This is a genomic window from Sandarakinorhabdus glacialis, from assembly GCF_014643455.1.
Taxonomy (GTDB): domain Bacteria; phylum Pseudomonadota; class Alphaproteobacteria; order Sphingomonadales; family Sphingomonadaceae; genus Sandarakinorhabdus; species Sandarakinorhabdus glacialis.
Genome location: NZ_BMJM01000007.1, coordinates 57,865 through 78,442, shown reverse-complemented (window position 1 = coordinate 78,442; position 20,578 = coordinate 57,865). Strand labels below are relative to the sequence as shown.

The 20,578-nt window shown below is 66.0% G+C and carries 21 protein-coding genes; 9 read left to right on the top strand and 12 right to left on the bottom strand.

The features are described from left to right. The first annotated feature begins 79 nt into the window (after positions 1-79). Positions 80-1,027, top strand: a complete 948-nt coding sequence (locus IEW98_RS10965; RefSeq protein WP_243450702.1) for an SMP-30/gluconolactonase/LRE family protein — start codon at positions 80-82, stop codon at positions 1,025-1,027. A 64-nt stretch (positions 1,028-1,091) separates the two neighbouring features. Continuing rightward, the gene (locus IEW98_RS10960) at positions 1,092-1,955 is read left to right on the top strand and encodes an alpha/beta fold hydrolase (RefSeq protein WP_188763000.1); all 864 of its coding nucleotides are present in this window, start codon (positions 1,092-1,094) and stop codon (positions 1,953-1,955) included. A 104-nt stretch (positions 1,956-2,059) separates the two neighbouring features. On the opposite strand, the gene IEW98_RS10955 is transcribed toward IEW98_RS10960, so the two are convergent. Both IEW98_RS10955 and IEW98_RS10950 read right to left on the bottom strand, forming a co-directional pair. After that, complete coding sequence (locus IEW98_RS10955; RefSeq protein WP_188762999.1) at positions 2,060-2,491, bottom strand: nucleoside deaminase; 432 nt, start codon at positions 2,489-2,491, stop codon at positions 2,060-2,062. Positions 2,492-2,567: 76 nt separating this feature from the next. After that, the gene (locus IEW98_RS10950; RefSeq protein ID WP_188762998.1) at positions 2,568-2,861 is read right to left on the bottom strand and encodes a hypothetical protein; all 294 of its coding nucleotides are present in this window, start codon (positions 2,859-2,861) and stop codon (positions 2,568-2,570) included. Between the two features lie 136 nt (positions 2,862-2,997). Between IEW98_RS10950 and acs the strand changes: the two genes are divergently transcribed. Continuing rightward, positions 2,998-4,941 (top strand): acetate--CoA ligase, encoded by a 1,944-nt coding sequence (gene acs / locus IEW98_RS10945; RefSeq protein ID WP_188762997.1) that lies wholly within the window; start codon positions 2,998-3,000, stop codon positions 4,939-4,941. Here acs and IEW98_RS10940 read toward each other — a convergent pair. Continuing rightward, entirely contained in the window at positions 4,931-5,476 is a 546-nt protein-coding gene (locus tag IEW98_RS10940) for a GNAT family N-acetyltransferase (protein ID WP_188762996.1), read from the bottom strand. The genes acs and IEW98_RS10940 overlap by 11 nt on opposite strands. A 47-nt stretch (positions 5,477-5,523) precedes the next feature. Between IEW98_RS10940 and IEW98_RS10935 the strand changes: the two genes are divergently transcribed. From IEW98_RS10935 to IEW98_RS10915, 5 genes are read left to right on the top strand one after another with little or no spacing between them, the layout of a single operon-like run. Then, the gene (locus IEW98_RS10935) at positions 5,524-6,027 is read left to right on the top strand and encodes a GNAT family N-acetyltransferase (RefSeq protein WP_188762995.1); all 504 of its coding nucleotides are present in this window, start codon (positions 5,524-5,526) and stop codon (positions 6,025-6,027) included. Continuing rightward, positions 6,024-6,530 (top strand): GNAT family N-acetyltransferase, encoded by a 507-nt coding sequence (locus IEW98_RS10930; protein WP_188762994.1) that lies wholly within the window; start codon positions 6,024-6,026, stop codon positions 6,528-6,530. The genes IEW98_RS10935 and IEW98_RS10930 overlap by 4 nt, the downstream gene beginning before the upstream one ends. Before the next feature lie 10 nt (positions 6,531-6,540). Next, complete coding sequence (locus IEW98_RS10925) at positions 6,541-7,560, top strand: phosphotransferase family protein (RefSeq protein ID WP_207792560.1); 1,020 nt, start codon at positions 6,541-6,543, stop codon at positions 7,558-7,560. Beyond that, positions 7,557-8,753 (top strand): acyl-CoA dehydrogenase family protein, encoded by a 1,197-nt coding sequence (locus tag IEW98_RS10920; protein WP_188762992.1) that lies wholly within the window; start codon positions 7,557-7,559, stop codon positions 8,751-8,753. Before IEW98_RS10925 ends, IEW98_RS10920 begins: the two co-directional genes overlap by 4 nt. Continuing rightward, positions 8,750-9,277: an NUDIX hydrolase gene (locus IEW98_RS10915; protein ID WP_188762991.1), complete on the top strand. Its 528-nt coding sequence runs from the start codon at positions 8,750-8,752 to the stop codon at positions 9,275-9,277. The genes IEW98_RS10920 and IEW98_RS10915 overlap by 4 nt, the downstream gene beginning before the upstream one ends. Here the strand turns inward: IEW98_RS10915 and IEW98_RS10910 are convergent. The 6 genes from IEW98_RS10910 to IEW98_RS10885 all read right to left on the bottom strand — a co-directional run bounded on the left by IEW98_RS10910 (position 9,213) and on the right by IEW98_RS10885 (position 14,986). Next, positions 9,213-10,490 carry a serine hydrolase domain-containing protein gene (locus IEW98_RS10910; RefSeq protein WP_188762990.1) on the bottom strand — a complete coding sequence of 426 codons (1,278 nt, stop codon included), beginning with the start codon at positions 10,488-10,490 and terminating at the stop codon, positions 9,213-9,215. The two genes, IEW98_RS10915 and IEW98_RS10910, sit on opposite strands and share 65 nt — an antisense overlap. Before the next feature lie 233 nt (positions 10,491-10,723). Further along, the gene (locus tag IEW98_RS10905) at positions 10,724-11,944 is read right to left on the bottom strand and encodes an acyl-CoA dehydrogenase (protein ID WP_188762989.1); all 1,221 of its coding nucleotides are present in this window, start codon (positions 11,942-11,944) and stop codon (positions 10,724-10,726) included. Between the two features lie 47 nt (positions 11,945-11,991). Then, complete coding sequence (locus IEW98_RS10900; RefSeq protein WP_243450701.1) at positions 11,992-12,540, bottom strand: demethoxyubiquinone hydroxylase family protein; 549 nt, start codon at positions 12,538-12,540, stop codon at positions 11,992-11,994. Beyond that, positions 12,522-12,980 carry a disulfide bond formation protein B gene (locus IEW98_RS10895; RefSeq protein WP_188762988.1) on the bottom strand — a complete coding sequence of 153 codons (459 nt, stop codon included), beginning with the start codon at positions 12,978-12,980 and terminating at the stop codon, positions 12,522-12,524. Before IEW98_RS10895 ends, IEW98_RS10900 begins: the two co-directional genes overlap by 19 nt. Beyond that, positions 12,970-13,551 carry a YqaA family protein gene (locus IEW98_RS10890; protein ID WP_188762987.1) on the bottom strand — a complete coding sequence of 194 codons (582 nt, stop codon included), beginning with the start codon at positions 13,549-13,551 and terminating at the stop codon, positions 12,970-12,972. Before IEW98_RS10890 ends, IEW98_RS10895 begins: the two co-directional genes overlap by 11 nt. Before the next feature lie 82 nt (positions 13,552-13,633). Beyond that, on the bottom strand, positions 13,634-14,986 hold the full coding sequence (locus IEW98_RS10885; protein ID WP_188762986.1) for a S41 family peptidase: 1,353 nt from the start codon (positions 14,984-14,986) through the stop codon (positions 13,634-13,636). Positions 14,987-15,151: 165 nt separating this feature from the next. Between IEW98_RS10885 and IEW98_RS10880 the strand changes: the two genes are divergently transcribed. Next, positions 15,152-15,967 (top strand): alpha/beta fold hydrolase, encoded by an 816-nt coding sequence (locus tag IEW98_RS10880; protein ID WP_188762985.1) that lies wholly within the window; start codon positions 15,152-15,154, stop codon positions 15,965-15,967. A 175-nt stretch (positions 15,968-16,142) separates the two neighbouring features. Here the strand turns inward: IEW98_RS10880 and IEW98_RS10875 are convergent, their stop codons facing one another. The 3 genes from IEW98_RS10875 to pdeM all read right to left on the bottom strand — a co-directional run bounded on the left by IEW98_RS10875 (position 16,143) and on the right by pdeM (position 20,568). Continuing rightward, complete coding sequence (locus IEW98_RS10875; RefSeq protein ID WP_371870772.1) at positions 16,143-18,293, bottom strand: penicillin acylase family protein; 2,151 nt, start codon at positions 18,291-18,293, stop codon at positions 16,143-16,145. A gap of 117 nt (positions 18,294-18,410) precedes the next feature. Further along, positions 18,411-19,682, bottom strand: coding sequence for an MFS transporter (locus IEW98_RS10870; RefSeq protein ID WP_188762983.1), 1,272 nt, complete (start codon positions 19,680-19,682; stop codon positions 18,411-18,413). Between the two features lie 220 nt (positions 19,683-19,902). Next, complete coding sequence (gene pdeM / locus IEW98_RS10865) at positions 19,903-20,568, bottom strand: ligase-associated DNA damage response endonuclease PdeM (protein ID WP_188762982.1); 666 nt, start codon at positions 20,566-20,568, stop codon at positions 19,903-19,905. Positions 20,569-20,578: the final 10 nt, after the last annotated feature.

Below are 20,578 nucleotides of genomic sequence, written 5' to 3'. Positions count from 1 at the left end.
TGGTAGCCGAAACGGGGCGTGTAGGACAGCCTGACCCCTTCATTTTGCCCGCTGGCGCCCCGGGCGCCAACCCGCCACGATGACCGCAAAACTGGGGAAGACCATCATGCATCCACACAGTATCGTCGCCGAAGGCCTGGGCTTTCCCGAAGGTCCGATCGCCATGGACGACGGCTCGGTGATCTTCGTCGAGATCCGCCCCGGCAAGCTGACCCGCCTCGCGCCAAACGGCACGTTGTCGACCGTGGCCACGCCCGGCGGCGGTCCCAACGGTGCCGCCATCGGTCCCGATGGGGCGATCTATGTCTGCAACAATGGCGGTTTCGAATATTATGAGCAGGACGGCATGGTGCTGCCGGGCAATGCCGCCGTCGATTATACGACCGGCCGCATCGAGCGCATCGACATCGCCACCGGCAAGGTGGAGCGGCTTTATGACAAGACCGATGACGGGCTGGGACTGTCGGGCCCCAACGACATCGTCTTCGATGCCCATGGCGGCTTCTGGTTCACCGATCTCGGCAAGCATTTCGCCCATCACGAAACCAAGGGCGGGCTGTTCTATGGCAAGGCCGATGGCAGCAGCTGCACCTGCGCCGTCTATGGCCCCAATTTGAACGGCATCGGCCTGTCGCCCGACGGCAGCAAGCTGTACGCCGCCGTCACCGCCGGGCGCGTCATTCTCGAGTTCGACGTCACCGGCCCCGGCACCGTTGCCCCGTCGCCGCTTGCCGCGGTGCCCGGGCGCTTCGTGACGACCTGGGGCACCAAGACCTTTCTCGACAGCCTGGCGATGGAGGCCAACGGCAACATCGCGCAGGCGACGCTGATCGAGGAGGCCGGGGTCACCTCGGTCGATCCGGTGACCGGTGCCAAGGAATTCTTTGCGTTTCCGGATCTGCTGACGACCAATATCGCCTTTGGCGGGGCGGACATGATGGATGCCTGGGTGTGCCTGTCGACGACGGGCAAGATGGCGAAGTGCCGGTGGCCGCGGCCGGGTCTGCGGTTGAATTTCAACGCGTAGGGGTAGTGCCTCCGGCGGCTGGGGCCTTGGCCCCAGACCCCTCTCTCTGGTGATTGCTTTTCAGATGCTGATTACGACGCGGACGATCAGTGCAAACGGGCTGGATTTTGCGATCGACGAGTGCGGTTCGGGGGATTCCGTCGCGCTGTTCCTCCACGGCTTTCCCGAGAGCCGGTATAGCTGGCGGCATCAATTGCCGTTGCTGGCAGAGCTTGGCTGGCACGCCGTGGCGCCCGATTTGCGGGGGTATGGCGACAGCAGCCGGCCGCTGCGCAAGGCCGATTACCACATCGACAACCTCGTTGCCGACACCGCCGCGATCTTCGACGCCTTGGGGGCAAAACGGCGGCTGCTGATCGCGCATGACTGGGGTGCCATCATCGCCTGGATCTTTGCGTTGCGGGAAACGCGGCCATTGGATGGGCTGATCGTCATGAACGTGCCGCATCCCAAGGTCTTCACCGACGTGCTGCACACCAGCAGCGCGCAAAAACGCAAGTCGTGGTACGTCGCCTTTTTCCAGTTGCCGTGGCTGCCCGAAAAGATGCTCGGCGCCAACCGTGCCGCCGGCATCGGACGGGCGTTTACCGACATGGCGGTCGACAAGTCGGCCTTTCCGCCGGAAGTCGTCGATCACTACCGCGACAATGCCTCCAAGCCCGGCGCGCTGACGGCGATGATCAATTATTACCGCGCCAATGCGGCGACGATCACCAAGGAACCGGCGCCATTTCTCGAAACGCCGACATTGATGGTCTGGGGCGAGGAAGACACGGCGCTCGATATCGCGCTGACAGAGGGATATGGCCCGCTGGTCCGCGATTTCACGCTCGTGCGGCTGCCCGGCGTCTCGCATTGGGTCCAGCAGGAAGCGCCGGTTGCGGTCAATGCGGCGATTGCCGATTGGCTGGGGCGGGGTGCCGGGTAGGGGGCGCGCCTGCGGGACGTGTTGGAGCGATCTTTGGCAAGTGTCTGCTGGCGGCAAGATGGATGCTGAAACGAGTTCAGCATGACGAGGGCTTTTTGGGGGGGCTATCGCCTTGCTGCGAAGAACGACCGTAACAGGGCGGCGGCTTCGACTTCGCCGATGCCGTTGACGATTTCGGGGACGTGATGGCTTTGGGGATGGGTGAATACCCGGGGGCCGCCTTCGACACCGCCGCTTTTCGGGTCGCTGGCGCCGTAAATTAGCACGGCGATGCGCGCCTGGGAGATTGCCGAGGCGCACATCGGGCAGGGCTCGAGGGTCACGTAGAGCCGGCAGCCCGGCAGGCGCTCGCTGCCCAGCGCTGCGCAGGCGGCGCGGATGACGAGGATTTCGGCATGGGCGGTGGGGTCGCGCCGTTCGAGCGTCTGGTTTCCGGCCTGCGCCAACACTTTCCCATCCGGCGCACATACAACGGCGCCGATCGGCACTTCGCCGCGCGCGCCGGCGGCACGCGCTTCGTCCAGCGCAAGCGCCATGGCGATTGAAGGCGGAAACGGGGACACCGCCCCGCGGTTAGGCGAGGCGGTGCGATCTAGCGAGTCCGAAACGCGCTTATTTGGCGTCTTTAGCCTTGTCGACGCTGACGGTCGGTACTTCGATGGTGGTTTCCTTGGTGCCGACGTTGACGTCGGCGGTGTCGACATCGAACGCGGGAGCTTGGCCGCCGGTGGTCTCGACCTTGACGTCGGGCAGTGCGGCGTTCTTGGTCTGGTCGATATTGATCAGACCGAATGCGAATGCGGCGATAACCAGCGCGACGATGATGATGATCGCCAACAGCCAGCCCGGTGCCGATGATTTCCTGGTTTCGCCGACGCGGCCGTCGCGGTTTTCATATTCAGCCATGGTCACTCTCCTGTTCCGCCGGCTCAACGAAAGCGGCTTGCATGGTCAAACGCCGTAACGATGCGACAGTTCCGCCGCATGGCCGGGCCTGCTAGGCTCCATGGCAAAACACCGACAAGCTTGGGAATTCGCCTCGATGACCGACAATATCTTCCCTGTCCCGGCCGCCGCCGCTGCCGCAACCCGCACCACCATGGCGCAGTACCGGGAGCGCTACGCCCAAAGCCTGGCCGACCCCGACGGCTTCTGGCGCGAGCAGGTCGGTCGCCTCGATTGGCTCCGCGCGCCGACGCGGATGGGCGACTGGTCATGGGACCCGGTGCGCATCCGCTGGTTCGAGGACGGTGTCCTCAACGCGAGCGCCAATTGCCTCGACCGCCAGCACCCCGCCGCCATCGCCATCATCTGGGAGGCCGACGACCCTGCCGCAGCATCGCGGCGGATCAGCTATGGCGAGCTGCTTGCCGACACCTGTCGAATGGCCAATGCGCTTGTTGCGCTCGGGGTCGACAAGGGCGACCGTGTCACCATCTACATGCCGATGATCCCCGAAGCGGTCGTCGCCATGCTGGCGTGCGCCCGCATCGGTGCGGTGCACTCGGTGGTGTTCGGCGGCTTTTCGGCCGAGGCCATCGCCGGGCGGTTGCAGGACGCCGACAGCCATTTCATCATCACCGCCGACGAAGGCCGCCGCGCCGGCAAGACGGTGCCGCTGAAGGCGACCGTCGACGAAGCGCTTGAAAAACATGAGGGAGTGCGGGTCGAAGCCGTGCTGGTGGTTCGCCATACCGGCGGCAAGGTCGCCATGCACCCCGAGCGCGACCATTGGTGGCACGAGCTGAAGCCGCAGTTGCCGGAAACGTGCACCCCGCAGGCGATGAGTGCCGAGGACCCGTTGTTCATCCTTTACACCAGCGGTTCGACCGGCAAGCCCAAGGGCGTGCTCCACACCACCGGCGGCTATCTTTTGTGGGCGAACCTGACCTTCGAGACGGTGTTCGACTATCGCCCGGGCGAACTGTTCTGGTGCACTGCCGATGTCGGCTGGGTGACCGGGCATAGCTATATCGTCTATGGCCCGCTCAGTGCCGGAGCCACCGTGTTGATGTTCGAAGGTGTCCCGTCATGGCCGACCACGGCGCGGTTCTGGCAGGTCATCGAGAAGCACAAGGTCGAGATATTCTACACGGCGCCGACGGCATTGCGGGCTGTGATGCGCGACGGCGATGGACCGCCGGGCGAACATGATTTGTCGTCGCTGCGGCTGCTCGGGACGGTCGGAGAGCCGATCAATCCCGAGGCGTGGAACTGGTATCACCGCGTCATCGGCAAGGGGGCCCTGCCGATCGTCGACACCTGGTGGCAGACCGAGACCGGCGGCACGTTGATCTCGCCGCTGCCCGGCGCGACGCCGATGAAGCCGGGGTCGGCGACGCTGCCCTTTTATGGCATTGAGCCGGCGTTGGTGGATGCCGAGGGCATTGTGCTGGACCGTGCCGAGGGCGAGGAGACCAGCGGCAATCTCGTCGTCCTGCGCTCATGGCCCGGGCAGGCGCGGACAGTGTTCGGCGACCATGAACGATTTACCCAGACGTATTTCACGACTTATCGCGGCAAATATTTTACCGGTGACGGCGCGCGGCAGGACAAAGACGGCTATTGGTGGATCACCGGCCGCGTCGACGATGTCATCAACGTCTCGGGGCATCGCATGGGGACTGCCGAAGTCGAATCGGCGCTGGTCGCGCACAAGGATGTGGCAGAGGCCGCGGTCGTGGCTTTTCCGCATGATATCAAGGGGCAAGGCATCTATGCCTATGTCACGCTCAATGCCGGCATCGAAACATCCGACGCGTTGCTGACCGAACTTCGGGCCACTGTCCGCCACGAGATCGGCGGCATCGCAGTGCCCGACCATCTGCATGTCACGCCGGGGCTGCCCAAGACGCGCAGCGGCAAGATCATGCGGCGTATATTGCGCAAGATTGCCGAAAACGATTTTGCCGCCATGGGTGACATCAGCACGCTCGCCGACCCGAGTGTCGTCGAGGCGCTGATCGAAGGGAGGCTTAACCGGTAAGGCCTCCGGACAGCCGTGGGTAGCGAAACTCCCACAGCCCGGTCGGCGCGTCCTTGTAGCGCGCGTCGGCGAAATACCGGAAGCCGCAGCGCGCCGCCACCGCCACTGATCCGGTGTTGCCGGGGTCGATCATCGCCACCGTCCGCCCGAAGCGCCCGTCGCCCCAGCCGAGTGCTGCCGCGACCGCCTCGCTGGCAAAGCCCTGGCCTTGTGCCGCCGGCACCAGCGCCCAGCCGATTTCGGGATTGCCACCGAATCCGTCCACGCCGCTGCGGTGGGCATCGAGAAAGCCGATGCTGCCAATGAAGGTACCATTGTCAGTTATCCGCACTGCCCAGGATCCGAACCCGAGCAGGTCCCAGCAGCCCGCCAGCCGCAGCAGTCGTGACCAGCTTTCCTCCGCCGAATGCGGGGCGCCCCCGATGAAGCGGGTGACCTGCGGATCGGCCCACATCGCCGCTATGTCGCCGAAGTCATCCAGCCCGTGCGGTTCCATGGTCAGCCGGGGAGTGGTGAGGGTGCGATCATCGTTCATGCCTTCGCCCATAGAAGCGCAGCCTTGGTCATGCTAGCGGATGTGTAATGATCCGCCTTGCCCGTCCGTCAGACCTGCCCGCGCTGCGCCTTGTCGAAGCATCTGCGGCGTCGATGTATTGCGGCACGCGCATGGATTTTGCCGCGGCCACTGGCCCCAACCGGCCCGGCGATCTGTCGGCGGCGCTCGGGCGCGGTTTGATGTGGGTCGCCGAGGAGGATGGCGCCGTTGTCGGATTCCTGTTCGCCGAACCGGTCGGCACCGGGCTCTACCTGCGCGATGTGGCCGTTGCCGTGCCCTCGCAGCGACGTGGTCATGGTCGCGCACTGGTGCTTGCCGGCATCGCCGCTGGCCGGGCCCGGCACGACCGGATGGTGACGCTGACCACCGATCGCGAAATCGTCTGGAATGCACCGTTTTATGCAAAACTCGGCTTTGAAATCGTCGAAGGTGATGCCATTCCGCTCGAGTCTCGACGCCGGCTGTCGGGCCAGTTGGCTGCCGGCTTCGATCCCCGATACCGCTGCGCCATGACGCTGGAGATTGCATGACTGTCCGTCTCGCCCAATCCGGCGACCTGCCGCTGCTTGGCGCCGTCGAAGCTTCGGCGGCTTTGCTGTTCCTGGGCACGCCAATGGCGTTTGCAATCAACGACCCGTTGACACCGGTTGACACGCTGGCAACGGCGATGGCGCGGCAGACCTTGTGGGTCGCGGCCAACGCCAATGACGCGCCGCTCGGCTTTCTGATTGCCGAACCGGTCGGTGCCTGGCTGCACATCGTCGGGATATCGGTCGCCGCCGAGGCACAACGCCATGGGCATGGGACGGCCTTGCTGGCGGCGATCATCGATGCTGCGCCCAGACTCAATTGCACATGCCTGTCATTGACGACCGACCGTGAAATCGCGTGGAATGCGCCGTTGTATGGTCGCCATGGCTTTGTCGAGCTGGCGCAGTCGACGGCACCTTTCTGGCTTTTGGCGATACTGCTTCGTGAAGCGTCGATGGGGTTTAACCCGGCGCGCCGCTGCGCCATGTTCCGCCCGCTGTAAGGCAAGGATTTTGGACGAAATTGCCATCCTGTCACGCTGGCTGGCGGCGCAGGGGGTGGAACTCGCGCCCGGCACCGGGCTGGTGCTACTGGGCGGCGGGCTGGCCAATCGCAACGAACGGATCATGCTGGCGAGCGGACCTGCCGTGTTGCGGCGGCCGCCGCCGGGTGAGCTGGCGGCTGGGGCCAGCGACATGGGGCGCGAGTTTCGGGTGATGTCGGCGCTGTCGGCGCATTTGCCGATCGTGCCGTGGCCGCTGGCATTTTGTGACGATCCGGCGGTGTTGGGGACGCCGTTTCTGGTGCTCGAGTATCGGGCCGGGGTGGCGATTGCCGGCACGATGCCCGAGGGGGCTGGCGCTGAGACCGGGCCGCTGCTCGTCGATGCGACGCTGGCTCAGATGATCGCGTTGCACGCCTTGGAACCTGGGGCGGTCGGGCTTGGTGACCTTGGCAAGCCGGAGGGGTTTTACGCGCGGCAGTTGGCCGGGTGGACGCGGCGGGCGGCGGCGGTGTGGCCGGAGGGGATGCCGGATGTGGCGGCGCGGCTGATTGCGGCGCTGGAGGCGGTGGCGCCGCCTGGGGATGATGCGCCGGTGCTGCTGCACATGGATCTGAAGCCCGATAATCTGCTCGTCGATCCGGTGACGATGGTGCCGACGGCGGTGATCGACTGGGATATGGCGACGCGGGGGCCCCGGGGTTTCGATCTGGCGGTGTTGCTGTCGTACTGGATCGAGCCGGGTGATCCGGTGGCGGTGCAGGCGCTGAGGGCGGTGCCGTCGCTGACGCCGGGGTGGCCGGGGCGGGCGGCGATTGCGGCGCGTTATGCGGCGTTGGGGGGCCGCGATCCGGGGCCGCTGGCTTGGCCGCTGGCGTTGGCGCGGTTGAGGCTGGCGGTTGCCTGGGGGCAGCTCTGGCGAAAATGGCAGCGCGGCGAAATGGTTGGCGACCGCTATGCGGAGTTCGAGACGCTGGCGCTGGCGATTCTCGACCATGCCGGTGACGAATTCAGACAGGACCGCATATGACCGATTTCACCATTCCCGCGGCGACTGCCGAGCTGGCCAAGCGGGTCCGTGCCTTTGTCATCGACAAGATCATCCCGTTCGAGAAGGACCCGCGGCTGACCCAGCATGGGCCGACCGATGGACTGCGCGACGAGCTGGTGGCACTGGCGCGGGCCGAGGGCCTGTTGACGCCGCAGGCGCCGGTTGAATTGGGTGGCATGGGGTTCGACCATGCGACGCAGGCGGCGGTGTTCGAGGCGGCGGGCTGGTCCACCTTGGGCCCGGTGGCGATGAACTGTGCGGCGCCCGACGAGGGCAACATGTATCTGCTCGGGCGGATTGCGCGGCCCGACCAGGTCGAGCAATTCCTGCGGCCGATGGTGGCGGGGCATCGGCGATCGGTGTTCGCGATGACCGAGCCGGGCGGGGCCGGCAGCGATCCGTCGCAGTTGCTGACGACGGCGGTATTCAATGGCAACGACTATGAGATTGCGGGGCTCAAGTGGCTGATTACCGGGGCGAACGGCGCCAAGACCTGGGTCATCATGGCGCGCGTGCCGGAGAATCCGCATGGCTCATCGGGACCGACGCTCTTCCTGTGCGAGGGCGATACGCCGGGCATCCATATCGAGCGGGTGATGGACTCGATGGACCGCAACTATGTCGAGGGGCATGCGGTGGTGCGCTTCGAGGGGTTGCGGCTGGGGCCGGACCAGGTGCTCGGCGAGGTCGGGTCGGCGCTGCGTTATGCGCAGATGCGGCTGGCGCCGGCGCGGCTGACGCATGCGATGCGCTGGCTGGGCGCGGCGGCACGGGCGCAGCATATCGCGCTCGAGCATGCCCGCGTGCGGACGGCGTTCGGCAAGGCGCTGGTCGAGCACCAGGGGGTGAACTTCATGCTGGCGGACAACGAGATCGCGATGCACCACTGCCGGCTGGCGATCCGGCACGTCGCCTGGATGCTCGATAGTGATACGCGGGCGCGGCACGAGAGCAGCATCGTCAAGGCGTTCGTGTCGGAGGAGCTGTTCAAGGTCACCGATCGCTGCGTGCAGATTTTGGGCGGCATCGGCGTGACGGGGGAGACGGTGGTGGAGATGATTTTTCGCGATATGCGCGGGTTCCGGCTGTATGACGGCCCGACCGAAGTCCATAAATACGCCATTGCGGTGCAGTTGATGCGGACCGGCACGGCGTTCGCGAGCCCCGTATGAGCGACACGCTGCACAGTCGCGGCAGCGACACGCTGCAATGGCGGGGCAAATATCTCGAGGTGCATTTGGCGGGCACCTGGGAATATGCGGCGCGGGTGGCGGCGATGAGCGCGGCGGTCATTCTCGCGGTGACCGATGAGCGGGAGATCGTGCTGGTCGAACAGTTTCGCCCGGCATTGGGAGCGCGGACGATCGAGCTGCCGGCGGGGTTGATCGGCGATACCGATGCGGCGGATACGCCGGCGGATGCGGCGGCGCGGGAGCTCACGGAAGAAACCGGCTTCGAGGCGCGCGAGTGGGAGGATGTGGGGGCGTTCGCGACGTCGCCGGGGATGTCGTCGGAGATGTTCCAGCTGTTCAAGGCGAGCGGGCTGACGCGGACGGGTGTTGGCGGCGGGGTGGATGGCGAAGACATCGTCGTCCATGTCGTGGCGCTGGATGGGTTGGCTGGGTTCCTGGCTAGGCAGCGGGGGCGGGGGTTGGTTGTGGATTGCCGGCTGGTTGTGGCGCTGGGGCTGGTTTAGCCGCCTGCAGGTCCAGCCAGTCGGTCGGAGGCAAGCCGTAAAGCAGGTCGAAGAACTCGAGCTGCAGGCGTCCCGCGACCGGGTAGTTGCTGTTCCACAGCATGACGATGCCGCTTTTTTGGGCCGGGTCGAACAGGATGAGCGAGCCGTAGCCGTCGACCGAGCCGCGGTGGCCGACAAGGGCATGGCCCGCGTAATTGTACGATCGCCAGCCAAGCCCATAGGCGGCGCCGGTCAAGGCCCGGTCCATCGGTCCGCGGCGCCCGTGCGGCGGCGTCGATACCCGCGCGCGGTGCATGTCCTCGAGGGCCTGTGCCGAAAGGACGTTCGGCGCCGCGCCCATCTGGGCTTGCATCCAGCGCAGCAGGTCCTCGATCGACGAATTGACGCCGCCGGCCGCCGGCACGCGGTAATAGCTGTCGTTGACGGCGGTCGGCACCTTGTTCCGGTGGTAGGGATGCGCCCAGCTCGCGGCACTTTCCAGCCCGGCCTGGCCGATGCTGGCGTGCGTCATGCCCAGCGGTGCGAACAGCCGCTGCCGGGCAACGCGCGCATAGGTTTCGCCGGTTTTTCGCTCGATGACCTCGGTCGCCGCATCGAAGGCGATATTCTGGTAGGTGTAGCAGGTTGCGGGTGGGCAAAGCGGCGGCAGCGTGCCGAGTTCGGCGCGCAGGAGCCTGGCGTCGGTGCCGGCTTCGAGCCTGTCGTCCCAGGCGTTGCGCACCAGGCCGGTGCGGTGCGAGAGGATGTGCGCCAGGGTGACGCGGCGCGCGTCGGCGGGAAGCTTGAGCGTGGTGCCGAGCCGCGAGAGCGGTGTGTCGAGTGACACTTTGCCGTCTTCGGCCAGTTGGACGACAAGGGCTGTGGCGACGCTTTTGGACAGCGATGCCCAGCGGAACACGGTGTCCGGGGCAACGGCGACACCCGAGCCGGCGACCGTTTCGCCAAAGCCTTTGACGAATGTGACCCGGCCGTTTTCGACGGTGCCGACCGCGAGCCCGACCATGTCGGGCATCTGCATCAGCTGGGCGATGCGCGCCTCGAGGCGATGGTAGTCGACCTTCGATGCCCGGGGTTCGGGGATCGGTTTTTGTGGAGTGACAATGGGGGCAGCAGCCGCTTGTGGTGCCGCAGGCGTGCGATGACTGGGGACGGTGAGCAGGCCTATGGCTGCTGCTATGAGTAGCAGCGTCCAGAGCGCGACTTTTTTCAAGTTTTTGGGCGCGTTTGGGGATCTGACTGTCTGCGATACTGTCGTTTGCGCCATGGCCTCCGATACGGTTCGGGGCGGGGCTTCGCAACCTGCTATTGCCTCGGCCGGGCTGATTGTGGGGCTGATTCAGCGCAGGTTTCGTGCGTTGTCCCCACGTTGGTTCTTTGTCCGCAGAGAAGCAACTGGGTCCCGGGTCAAGCCCGGGATGACAGTGTAGGGATTGGGTCCTGGGGCTAGAAGAATGCCTGCAGGCCGGTCTGGGCGCGGCCGAGGATGAGGGCGTGGACGTCGTGGGTGCCTTCGTAGGTGTTGACGGCCTCGAGGTTCATGACGTGGCGGATGACGTGATATTCGTCGGAGATGCCGTTGCCGCCGTGCATGTCGCGGGATTCGCGGGCGATGGCGAGGGCCTTGCCGCAATTGTTGCGCTTCAAGAGCGAGATCGCCTCGGGGGCGAGCTTGTGGTCGTCCATCAGGCGGCCGGCGGCGAGGGCGAGGGTCAGGCCGAGGGTGATTTCGGTCTGCATGTCGGCGAGCTTTTTCTGGACGAGCTGGGTTGCAGCCAGCGGCCGGCCGAACTGCTTGCGATCGAGGGTGTACTGCCGCGACGCGTGCCAGCAGAATTCGGCGGCGCCCATGACGCCCCAGCCGATGCCGTAGCGCGCGTTGTTGAGGCAACCGAACGGCCCGGACAGGCCCTCGACGCCGGCGAGGACGCGGTCGGCGGGAAGATGGACGTCAGCAAGGACGATTTCGCCGGTGACGCCGGCACGAAGGCTGAACTTGCCTTCGATCTTGGGGGTGGTGAAGCCGATGTCGGCGCGTTCGACCACGAAGCCGCGGATCTTGTCATCGTCGCACTTGGCCCAGATGACGGCGACATCGGCGAGCGGCGAGTTGGTGATCCACATCTTGGCGCCGTTGAGGACATAGCCGCCGGGGACGGTGCGCGCGCGGGTCTTCATGCCGCCGGGGTCGGAGCCGGCGTCGGGCTCGGTCAGGCCGAAGCAGCCGATGAGTTCGCCCGAAGCAAGGCCGGGCAGGTATTTCTCGCGCTGGGCTTCGGAGCCATAGGCCCAGATCGGGTACATGACGAGGCTCGACTGGACGCTCATCGCCGAGCGGTAGGCCGAATCGACGCGCTCGACTTCGCGGGCGATGAGGCCATAGGCGACGTACGAGGTGCCGGCGCAGCCATAGCCCTCGATCGTCGGCCCGAGCAGCCCGGCGGTGCCGAACTTCTTCATCAGGCCGGGATCGAAGCTTTCAGTGCGGTTGGCCATTTTGACGGCGGGCATGAGTTCGGCGTCGCAAAAGGCGCGGGCGCCGTCCTGGATCATGCGCTCCTCGTCCGTCAGCTGCTGGGTGAGCAGCAGCGGGTCGGACCAGTCGAAGCGCGGCCATTTCGGTGCCATGTGCTGGGTGTCGGGGAGGATGGGCTGGTGAACGTTCATGAGGAAATCCTTCTAGGTGCGCTTCGCAACTTAAATGCGCTTCTGACTTATATGCGCTTCGCTACGGCGATCGCGGCGTGGCAGCCGGCGCGGATGATGGCCTGCAGGACCGGGAAGGCGCCTTCGCCGCTGTGCGACGCGGCGGTTTCGCGGTGGGCGGCTTCGTCGGCGCGGTAGTCGTCGACCATCGCGGCGAGTTCGGGATCGGCACCGGCGGCGAGCGCGTCGGCCTGCTCGCCGTAATGCTGGTCGATGACGGTCTCGACGGCGACGGTGGCGGCCATGGCGGCGCGCGGCCCGAGGATGGCGGTGGCGGCGCCGAGCGCATAGCCGGCGACGTGCCAGGCCGGGGCCAGCAACGTCGGGCGGACACCGCGGCGGGTCATCAGCGCGTTGAAGCCGGCGAGGTGGCGTTGTTCCTGTGCCGCCATATGGCGGATTTCGCCGGCGACGCGCGAGCGGCCGCCCATTACGGCGAGTTGGCCAGCATAGATGCGCGCGGCGCCGTATTCGCCGGCCTGGTCGACGCGGATCATCGGCTCGGTGGCGACGCGGGCGTCACCGGGTAGTCGTCTTGTCAGCGCTTCAGCCGCCATAGCGCGGTGCCTCCGATTGCAAACGAGATTATCGCGTTCCAGCCTGCCATGGAAATACCGAAAAGCGACCATGGTATGGCGTCGCAGCGGACGAGCGGCTGGGCGAGGATCTGGGCGAGGACGTCGGTCGTCGAACCGCTGAGCGGGGCAGCGGCGCAGGCGGTGATGCCGGCCCACCAATGCTGCTCGACGCCGGCGTGGAAGACGGCGATGCCGGCGTTGGCGATAAGGGCGAGGGCGGCGAGCGCGAGCACGGCGCGGGAATGGCCGAGCGCCCAGGCTAGCAGGGCGAGGCCGAGGGTGGCGAGCAGCGCCCAGCGTTGCCAATGGCACATTTCGCACGGGGCGAGGCCGCCAATATATTGGAAGGCGATTGCGCCGCCGAGCAGGGCCGCGGGTCCGACGAGAAGGAGGGCGGTTGTAAGGCGATCAGAACGCATATTTCACCACCACGAAGCCGCCGACGAACAGCCCGATTGCGACCAGCGCCAGCGAGTGGAAATAGCGATCGATGAGCTGCTGTGCCGCGGTGCCGTAGCGGCGCAGGATGAGGGCGACGAGGAAGAAGCGCCCGCCGCGGCCGAGGACCGAGGCGGCGAGGAGGACCGGGATGCCGAGGCCGACGCTGCCGGCGGCGATGGTCGCGACCTTGTAGGGGATGGGCAAGAAGGCGAAGGCGAGCATGAACCAGAAGCCGTTGGCGCGGATCTGCTCGGCGAAGCGGACGAAGCGGTCTTCATAGCCGTAGAGCTGGAGCAGCGGCTGGCCGATGGCCTTGAAGAGCATTGCGCCGATGAGATAGCCGAGCAGCGCGCCGGCGACCGAAGCGACGGTCGAGACGGCGGCGTAGCGGAAGGATTTTTCCGGCCGGGCGATCGACATCGGGATCTGCATGACGTCGGGCGGGATCGGGAAGAACGACGAATCGGCGAAGCTGATGCCGATCAGCCATTTTTCGGCGGCTGGTTCGGCGGCGCGCGCCAGGGTCCAGTCGTAAAGGCGGCGGAGCAAAAGGCTTTCCAGTCTTCTTGAAGGACGAACCGGCAGTCCGGCGCCTCAATAGGGGGCGCCGGACGGGTGCGCAATCGGTGCGTTACTTCTGGAGGACCTTTGTGGGGACCACGGCGACAGCGGCGCTCTGGACCGGGCCGCCGGGGGCGAGGCGATCGAGGAGCTTCGTGGCGTAATCGAGCTGGAAGTCGATGACGCCCTTCTTCTTAAGTTCCTCGGGGGTGGCGATGAAGCGCGGATCGGGCTTGAGATCGGTTTCGACGATCTTTTCGGTGCCGTCCTTGATCTCGTTGATCAGATGCTTGCGGAGATCGGCTTCGCGCAGGCGCGGGCGGTCGGCGCGGGTGGCGTCGCTGAGCTGGGGCACCTGGACGTCGGGCTCGATGCCGGCTTCCTGGACGCTGCGGCCCGACGGGGTGAAATAGCGCGCCGTGGTCAGCCGCAGCGCCGAATCCTGGCTGAGCGGGATCAGCGTCTGGACCGAGCCCTTGCCGAAGCTGCGTTGACCCAGGACGATGGCGCGGCGCTGGTCCTGAAGGGCGCCGGCGACGATTTCGGCGGCCGAGGCCGAGCCTTCATCGACGAGCACGACGATCGGCTTGCCGCCGGTCAGGTCGCCGCCCTTGGCGTAATAGCGCTGGATGTCGTTCTTGGTGCGGCCGCGCTGCGAGACGATCTCGCCCTTGTCGAGGAAGACGTCCGAAACGTCGATGGCCTGGTCGAGCAGGCCGCCGGGGTTGGAGCGGAGATCGACGATATAGCCGGCGAGGTTGGCCCCGAGCTTTTTCTCGATGCTGGCGACGGCGGCCTTGGTGGCATCGCTGGTCTGTTTGTTGAAGGTCGAGATGCGGATGACGCCGACGTTGCCGCGGGTTTCGAACTTGACCGGCAGGATGCGGATGACCTCGCGCTTGAGGGCGAATTCGAGGGGCTTGGTGGCGCCTTCGCGGACGATGGTGAGCTTGACCGCGCTGCCGGGGGCGCCGCGCATCTTGTCGACGGCGTCCTGAAGGGTGGCGCCGTAGATCAGCTCCCCGTCGAGATGGGTGATATAGTCGCCCGACTTGATGCCGGCGCGGGCGGCGGGGGTGTCGTCGGTGGGGGAGACGACCTTGACGGCGCCGTCCTCGGTGGTGACAGTCAGGCCGAGGCCGCCGTATTCGCCGTCGGTGGTCTGGCGCATGGTCTGGAAATCGCGAGCATCTAGATACGAAGAGTGCGGATCGAGGCTGGTCAGCATGCCGTTGATGGCGCCCTTGATGAGGGCCTGGTCATCGACCTTGTCGACATAATCGACGCGGACGCGTTCAAAGACGTCCATGAGCTGGTCGAGTTGCTTGTAGGTGTCGCTTTCGGCGGCGGCACGCACGGCGGCACCGGTCGGGATCAGGGCGAGGGCCGCGAGCGGCAGGATGACTTTCCAACGTTGGGACATGACCGGCCTTCGTTCAACACAGGTGCCTAGGATAGCATATAGGTACGCGTTAGCCAGACCATAAGGTCCGGGCGCTTGTGGGGCCATGGGACGCGTATCTGTCACCGGAACCTGCCATGGTGGCGAGGCGTATCCCGTCGCACCCCATACAGGAGTATTCTCCCCATGCCGATGATCGAAACCGACGATGGTACCGCGCTGTATCTGAAGGAATGGGGCGACGGCCCGCCAGTGGTCCTGATCCACGGTTGGCCGCTGAGTGCCGACAGCTTCGACGACCAGGCGCTGGCGCTGGCGGACCATGGCTATCGGGTGATCGCCTATGACCGTCGCGGCTTCGGACGGTCGGACCAGCCCTGGGATGGTTACGACTATGACACGCTGGCCGACGACCTTGCGGCCGTGATCGAGGCTTGCGATGCTGAGTCGCCGGCGCTGGTCGGTTTCTCGATGGGCGGCGGCGAAGTTGCGCGCTACCTGACCCGGCATGGCAATGCCAGCAAGGTGGCGCTGATCTCGTCGGTGGTACCGTTCCTGCTGCAGACGCCCGATCACAAGGAGGGCGTGCCGCAATCGGTGTTCGACGATATCAAGGACGGGATCGAGAAGGACCGGGCCGATTTCCTCAAGGGGTTCCTGAAGGACTTCTATGGGGTTGGACTGCTGGCCAAGCCGGTCAGCGATGCGCAGCTCGACTGGTCGCTGCAGATCGCGCTGCAGGCCGGGTTGAAGAGCACGCTCGATTGCGTCGATGCGTTTTCGGGGACGGATTTCCGGCCGGACCTGGCGAGCTTTACCATGCCGACGCTGATCATCCATGGCACGGCCGACAAGACGGTGCCGATCGATATCACGGCGCGGGCGGCGGCGAAGGCGATCCCGCATGCGCAGCTGATCGAATATGAAGGTGCGCCGCACGGCGTATTGGCGACGCACAAGGACCAGGTGACGCAGGACCTAATCGCGTTTCTCGATAGCTGATGCCGGAAATCCTATTTTTTGGTAACGGGGTGTTCTGAAAATTCCCTTTCGTTGTCAATGGATTGACCCCGACAAGTTCACTGGGACGCGAAAAATGGCGCGATGTATTTCGCGCCATTTTTTGCGTCTGGCGTGGCAGGCGCGATTGTGCGAATAACCTATTAGGTTTCTTTTGTCAAGGCTCGCCTGGGTGGTAGCGGCGTTCGGTATGGCCCTCGAGGTCGGCGGGGGTGAAATAGACCTTGCGGAAGTCATGGGTGCGGTAGCGTTCGGCCTGGTCGTTGAAGTGGGGGGAGGCGGGGTTGCCGCTTTGGCCGCCGGCGGAGATCGCGCTGGCGGAGACGCTGGGGCCGAACTCGACGATGGCGACGAAGCTGTTGCCGTAGGTGCCGTACCAGCGCTTCGTGCCGGGATATGGTTTGGCGCCGAAAGAGGGGAGCGAGCCCCATTGCGATGAGCTGAAGCCGATGGGAAGGCTTGGCTTTTGGTCGTCGAAGGGCTGGACGAGGTCGCCGGTGAGGCGCTGGAAGCGGTTGATCTCGCCCCATGGCGTGTTCCATTTGCCGAAGTCGGCGGTGAGTTTGGCGGTAGCAGCGGCGAGGGCGGCGAGGCGGTCGTCGTCGGTGGGTTTGGTGGTCAGGTAGGGGACGAGGGCATCGCCGTCCTGTTTGGCGGCGGTGCCGAAGCGTTCGATGAGGGCGTTGCCCCAGAAGGCGGCGATGGCGGTCGGGATGGACGATTCCGAGGCGCGGTAATCCCAGTTTTTGAGCGCTTCTACGGGTGCGGCGAGACTATTTCGGCGCGGATCGGATGCTGGCAGGCGGTCGAAGGCGGCGGTGACTGTGGGGATCAGCGCGGCGAATGCGGTCAGATAGGTGTCGTAGGCGGCATCGAGCAGGGTTTTCGGGGTGAAGTCCGGGACTGCCGTGAGCAGTTTGACGGCATTCGGGCCGCGCGGGTTCTCGCCGGCCTGGTCCGTGTAGCGGGGATAGGCGGATTGTTTGGGGCTGTCGGCGCCGGCGGCGTGCCATGGCCAGTTGTTGGTGTTGGTGACCCAGCCGGTGGCGGGGGTGAGGACTTGCGGGAGTTCGGCGAGGCTGTGCTCGCCGGTCCAGGCGGTGGCGGGGTCGCTGCCGTCGACGGGTTTGGTGTAGTCGAAGCGGTTGTCCCGGCGGGGGACGAATTGCGGGTGGAGATAGGCGATCTCGCCCTTGTTGCTGGCGAAGATGGTGTTGTTGGAGGAATTGGCCTTCAACGCGGCGACCTTGAGGAAGCCGGCGAGGTCGGTGGCTTTGGTGCGCAAAAAGGATTGCTCGAGGGCGGCGAGAGGCCTGTGCATGAGGGCGGTGCTGACCCATTTGCCGTTTTCGGTGCGGACGACGGGGCCGTGGACTGTGCGGTAGGTGGTGAATTTGCGTGTGGCCATGCTGCCGTCGGCGGCGCGGCAGGGGATTGTGATTTCGGTGGCGATGGCCGGGCGCCATTCGGTGCCGAACTTGTATTCGGTGCGGGCATTTTCGATGCGGGTGGTTTCGATGAATTCGTCGACGACATCGGCGCCGGACGAGGTGTGCATCCAGCCGGCGGTCGCGTTGAAGCCCTGGTAGATGAAGAATTGGCCCCATGTGGAAGCGCCATAAGCGTTGAGGCCCTCGTCGGACGTGACCTTGGCTTCGGAGCGGAAGAAGAAGCTGGTGTGGGGGTTGATGAGGAGGAGGGCGTTGCCGGCCTTGGTGCGCGACGGGGCGATGGCGAAGCCGTTCGAGCCGGTGGGTTCGGGGCGTTCGCGGCCGGTTTCGGCGGCGGAGAGCTGGACGGGCTTGCCCGTGTGCAGGGCTTCGAGGCCGGCGAGCGAGATGCGCTCGATGTCGCCGCCGATGCTGCCCTCGGAGAAGCTGAGCGCCATCCAGGGTTCGAAATGGGTGATGACGCGGGGTTTAACCTCTGGGTGGGTGCGGAGGTAGAAGTTGAGGCCGTCGGCCCAGGCGGTCATCAGCGATTTCAGCCATTCGGGGCTGGCAGCGTAGTCGGCTTTTAGGGCTTCGGGCTGGATGTAGAGTTTCATGCGCAGGTCTTGCCAGATGGCGTTTTCGCCTTCGGCTTCGGCCAAGCGGCCCTGGGCGACGATGAGGTTGGTTTCGAGGCGGGGGAAGTCGTCTTCGGCCTGGGCGTAGATCATGCCGAAGACAGCGTCGGCGTCGGATTTGCCGTGGATGTGGGGGATGCCCCAGGTGTCGCGGGTTATGGTTACGCGGGAGGCTTGGGATTTTTGGCGGGATTCGGGGGTTTGTGCGGTTGTGGGGGTGGTTAGGAGGATTGCGGTCAGGAGAGCGGGAACTACGCCGGCGGGGGACCACCCCCACCCGGGCCGGCGAAGGGGCCGTCTCTCGCCTCCCCCCTTGAGGGGGAGGACAAGGAGAGGCGGGCTTTTCATTTCGTCATTTCAATCGAGATGGGGTGGTTTGTCGAGAGCCAGAAGCGCGATCAGGCTCGCGGCGCTGGCGACGGCGAGATACCAGCCGACCGGCCGTAGCCCGCCGGTATCCGACAGCGCCTGGGCGATGACGGGGGCGAGGCCGCCGCCGAGGATGCCGCCCATGTTGAAGGCCATCGAGGCGCCGGTGTAGCGGACGCGCGCCGGGAAGAGGCCGGGGAGCCAGGCGCCGAGCGGACCGTAGACGAAGCCCATGACGAACAGGGCGCCGGCGAGGAACAGGCCGACGATGGCGAGCGAGCCGCTGCCGAGCATGGGAGCGAGAGCGAAGCCGACGCCGATGGCGGCGACGCAGCCGCCGATGAGGACGCGGCGCGGGTCGAAGCGGTCGGAGAGCCAGCCCGAAAGCAGGATGCCGATAGCGAGGAACAGAATCGCGCCAAGCTGGACCGAGAGGAAGGTCTCGCGGGTGTAGCCGAGTTTTGTCGTGCCGTAACCGAGCGCGAAGGCAGTCGAGAGGTAGAAGAGGGCGAAGCAGGCGATGACGCCGAGCATCCCGCCGAGCGTCTCGCGCCAGTGGAGGCGGAGGAGCTCGGCAATGGGTATGCTGGGGGGTGGGCCTTTTTCGGCGAGGGCGGCGAAGGCGGGAGTCTCGGTGAGCTTGAGGCGGACCCAGAGGCCGACGGCCACAAGGATGGCGCTGGCGAGAAAGGGCAGGCGCCAGCCCCAGCTGCGGAAATCTTCGTCGGAGAGGACGAGGCCGAGGATCAGGAACAGGCCGTTGGCGGCGATGAAGCCGACCGGCGCGCCCAGTTGCGGGAACATGCCGAAGCGGCCGCGCCAGCCGGGCGGGGCGTTTTCGACGGCGAGGAGTGCGGCGCCGCCCCACTCGCCGCCGAGGCCGAAGCCCTGGCCGAAGCGCAGCGTGCAGAGGAGGAGGGGGGCGAGCCAGCCTGCCGTGCCGTAGGTGGGGAGGAAGGCGATGGCGAGGGTCGAGCCGCCCATCACCATCAGGCTGGCGACGAGGGTCGATTTGCGGCCGATGCGGTCGCCGTAGTGGCCGAAGACAAGGGCGCCGATGGGGCGGGCGATGAAGGCGACGGCGAAGCTGGCATAGGCGGCGAGGAGCTGGGCCGAGGCGCTTTCGAGCGGGAAGAACAGCGGGCCGAAAACGAGGCTGGCAGCGGTGGCGTAGATGTAGAAATCGTAGAATTCGACGGCGGTGCCGACAAGGCTGGCGCCGAGGATGCGGCGGGTCGACGGTGCGGTGATGGTCCCCATGAGTTGCGGGTGGCGGCTGGGGGGCGCGGGGTCAAGGGGTGGGTCGGCGAGCGGGGGTCATGTTGCTTCGGCGCAGATAGAAGCTGGGTCCCGGGTCGAGCCCGGGATGACAGTTATATCGATGCCTGGTTTGGGAGGTGGGGCGTGGTGGGGCGGTGGATGCTGAAACGAGTTCAGCATGACGATTGCTTCCTGTTGCTTCTTGTTGCTGCTCGTTGCTTCAGGCGGCGATCGGGAAGCGGAGGAGGTGGTGGCCTTCCTGGACATAGGCCATGACGGGGCCGTCCATGACGCTGGTGATTGCCGGGTCGGCAACATCGAGGCCGCCGGTGAAGGCGCCGTAGGCGGGCAGGATGATCTTGGTGGCGGAGACGGCGAAGCAGCGGCGGACGATGCGGCGACCACGGATGTGGACAGCGACCTTGGGATGGAAATGGCCCGACAGTTCAGGCGCGGGGTCGCCGGGGACGGCTTCGTGGCGGAGGGTGAGCGGGCCGATGCGCGCCTCGGTCATGACGCGGCCGCCGAGCGATGCGGCGGCGGCTTCATCGTGATTGCCGGTGATCCATAGCCAGTCGAGGCTTGCGGTGAGCGACTTGATTGCGGCGCGCGGTCCGGCCGGAAGGCGATCGGGGCCGCCGCGATCGTGGAAACTGTCGCCGAGGCAGACGATTCGGCGGGCGCCGGTGGCCTCGAGCGCGTCGATCAGGCAGGCGAGGGTGTCGGCGCTGTCGTGCGGCGGCAGCAGCCGGCCGAAGCGGGCAAAGGCGCTGGCCTTTTCAAAATGCAGGTCGGCGACGAACAGCGTGTCGAACGCCGGCCAGTGCAGCGCGCCGCAAGGTTGGGGGCGGAGCGATTCGCCGGCGAACGAAAGGGAAACAGACATTGCCGGGCCC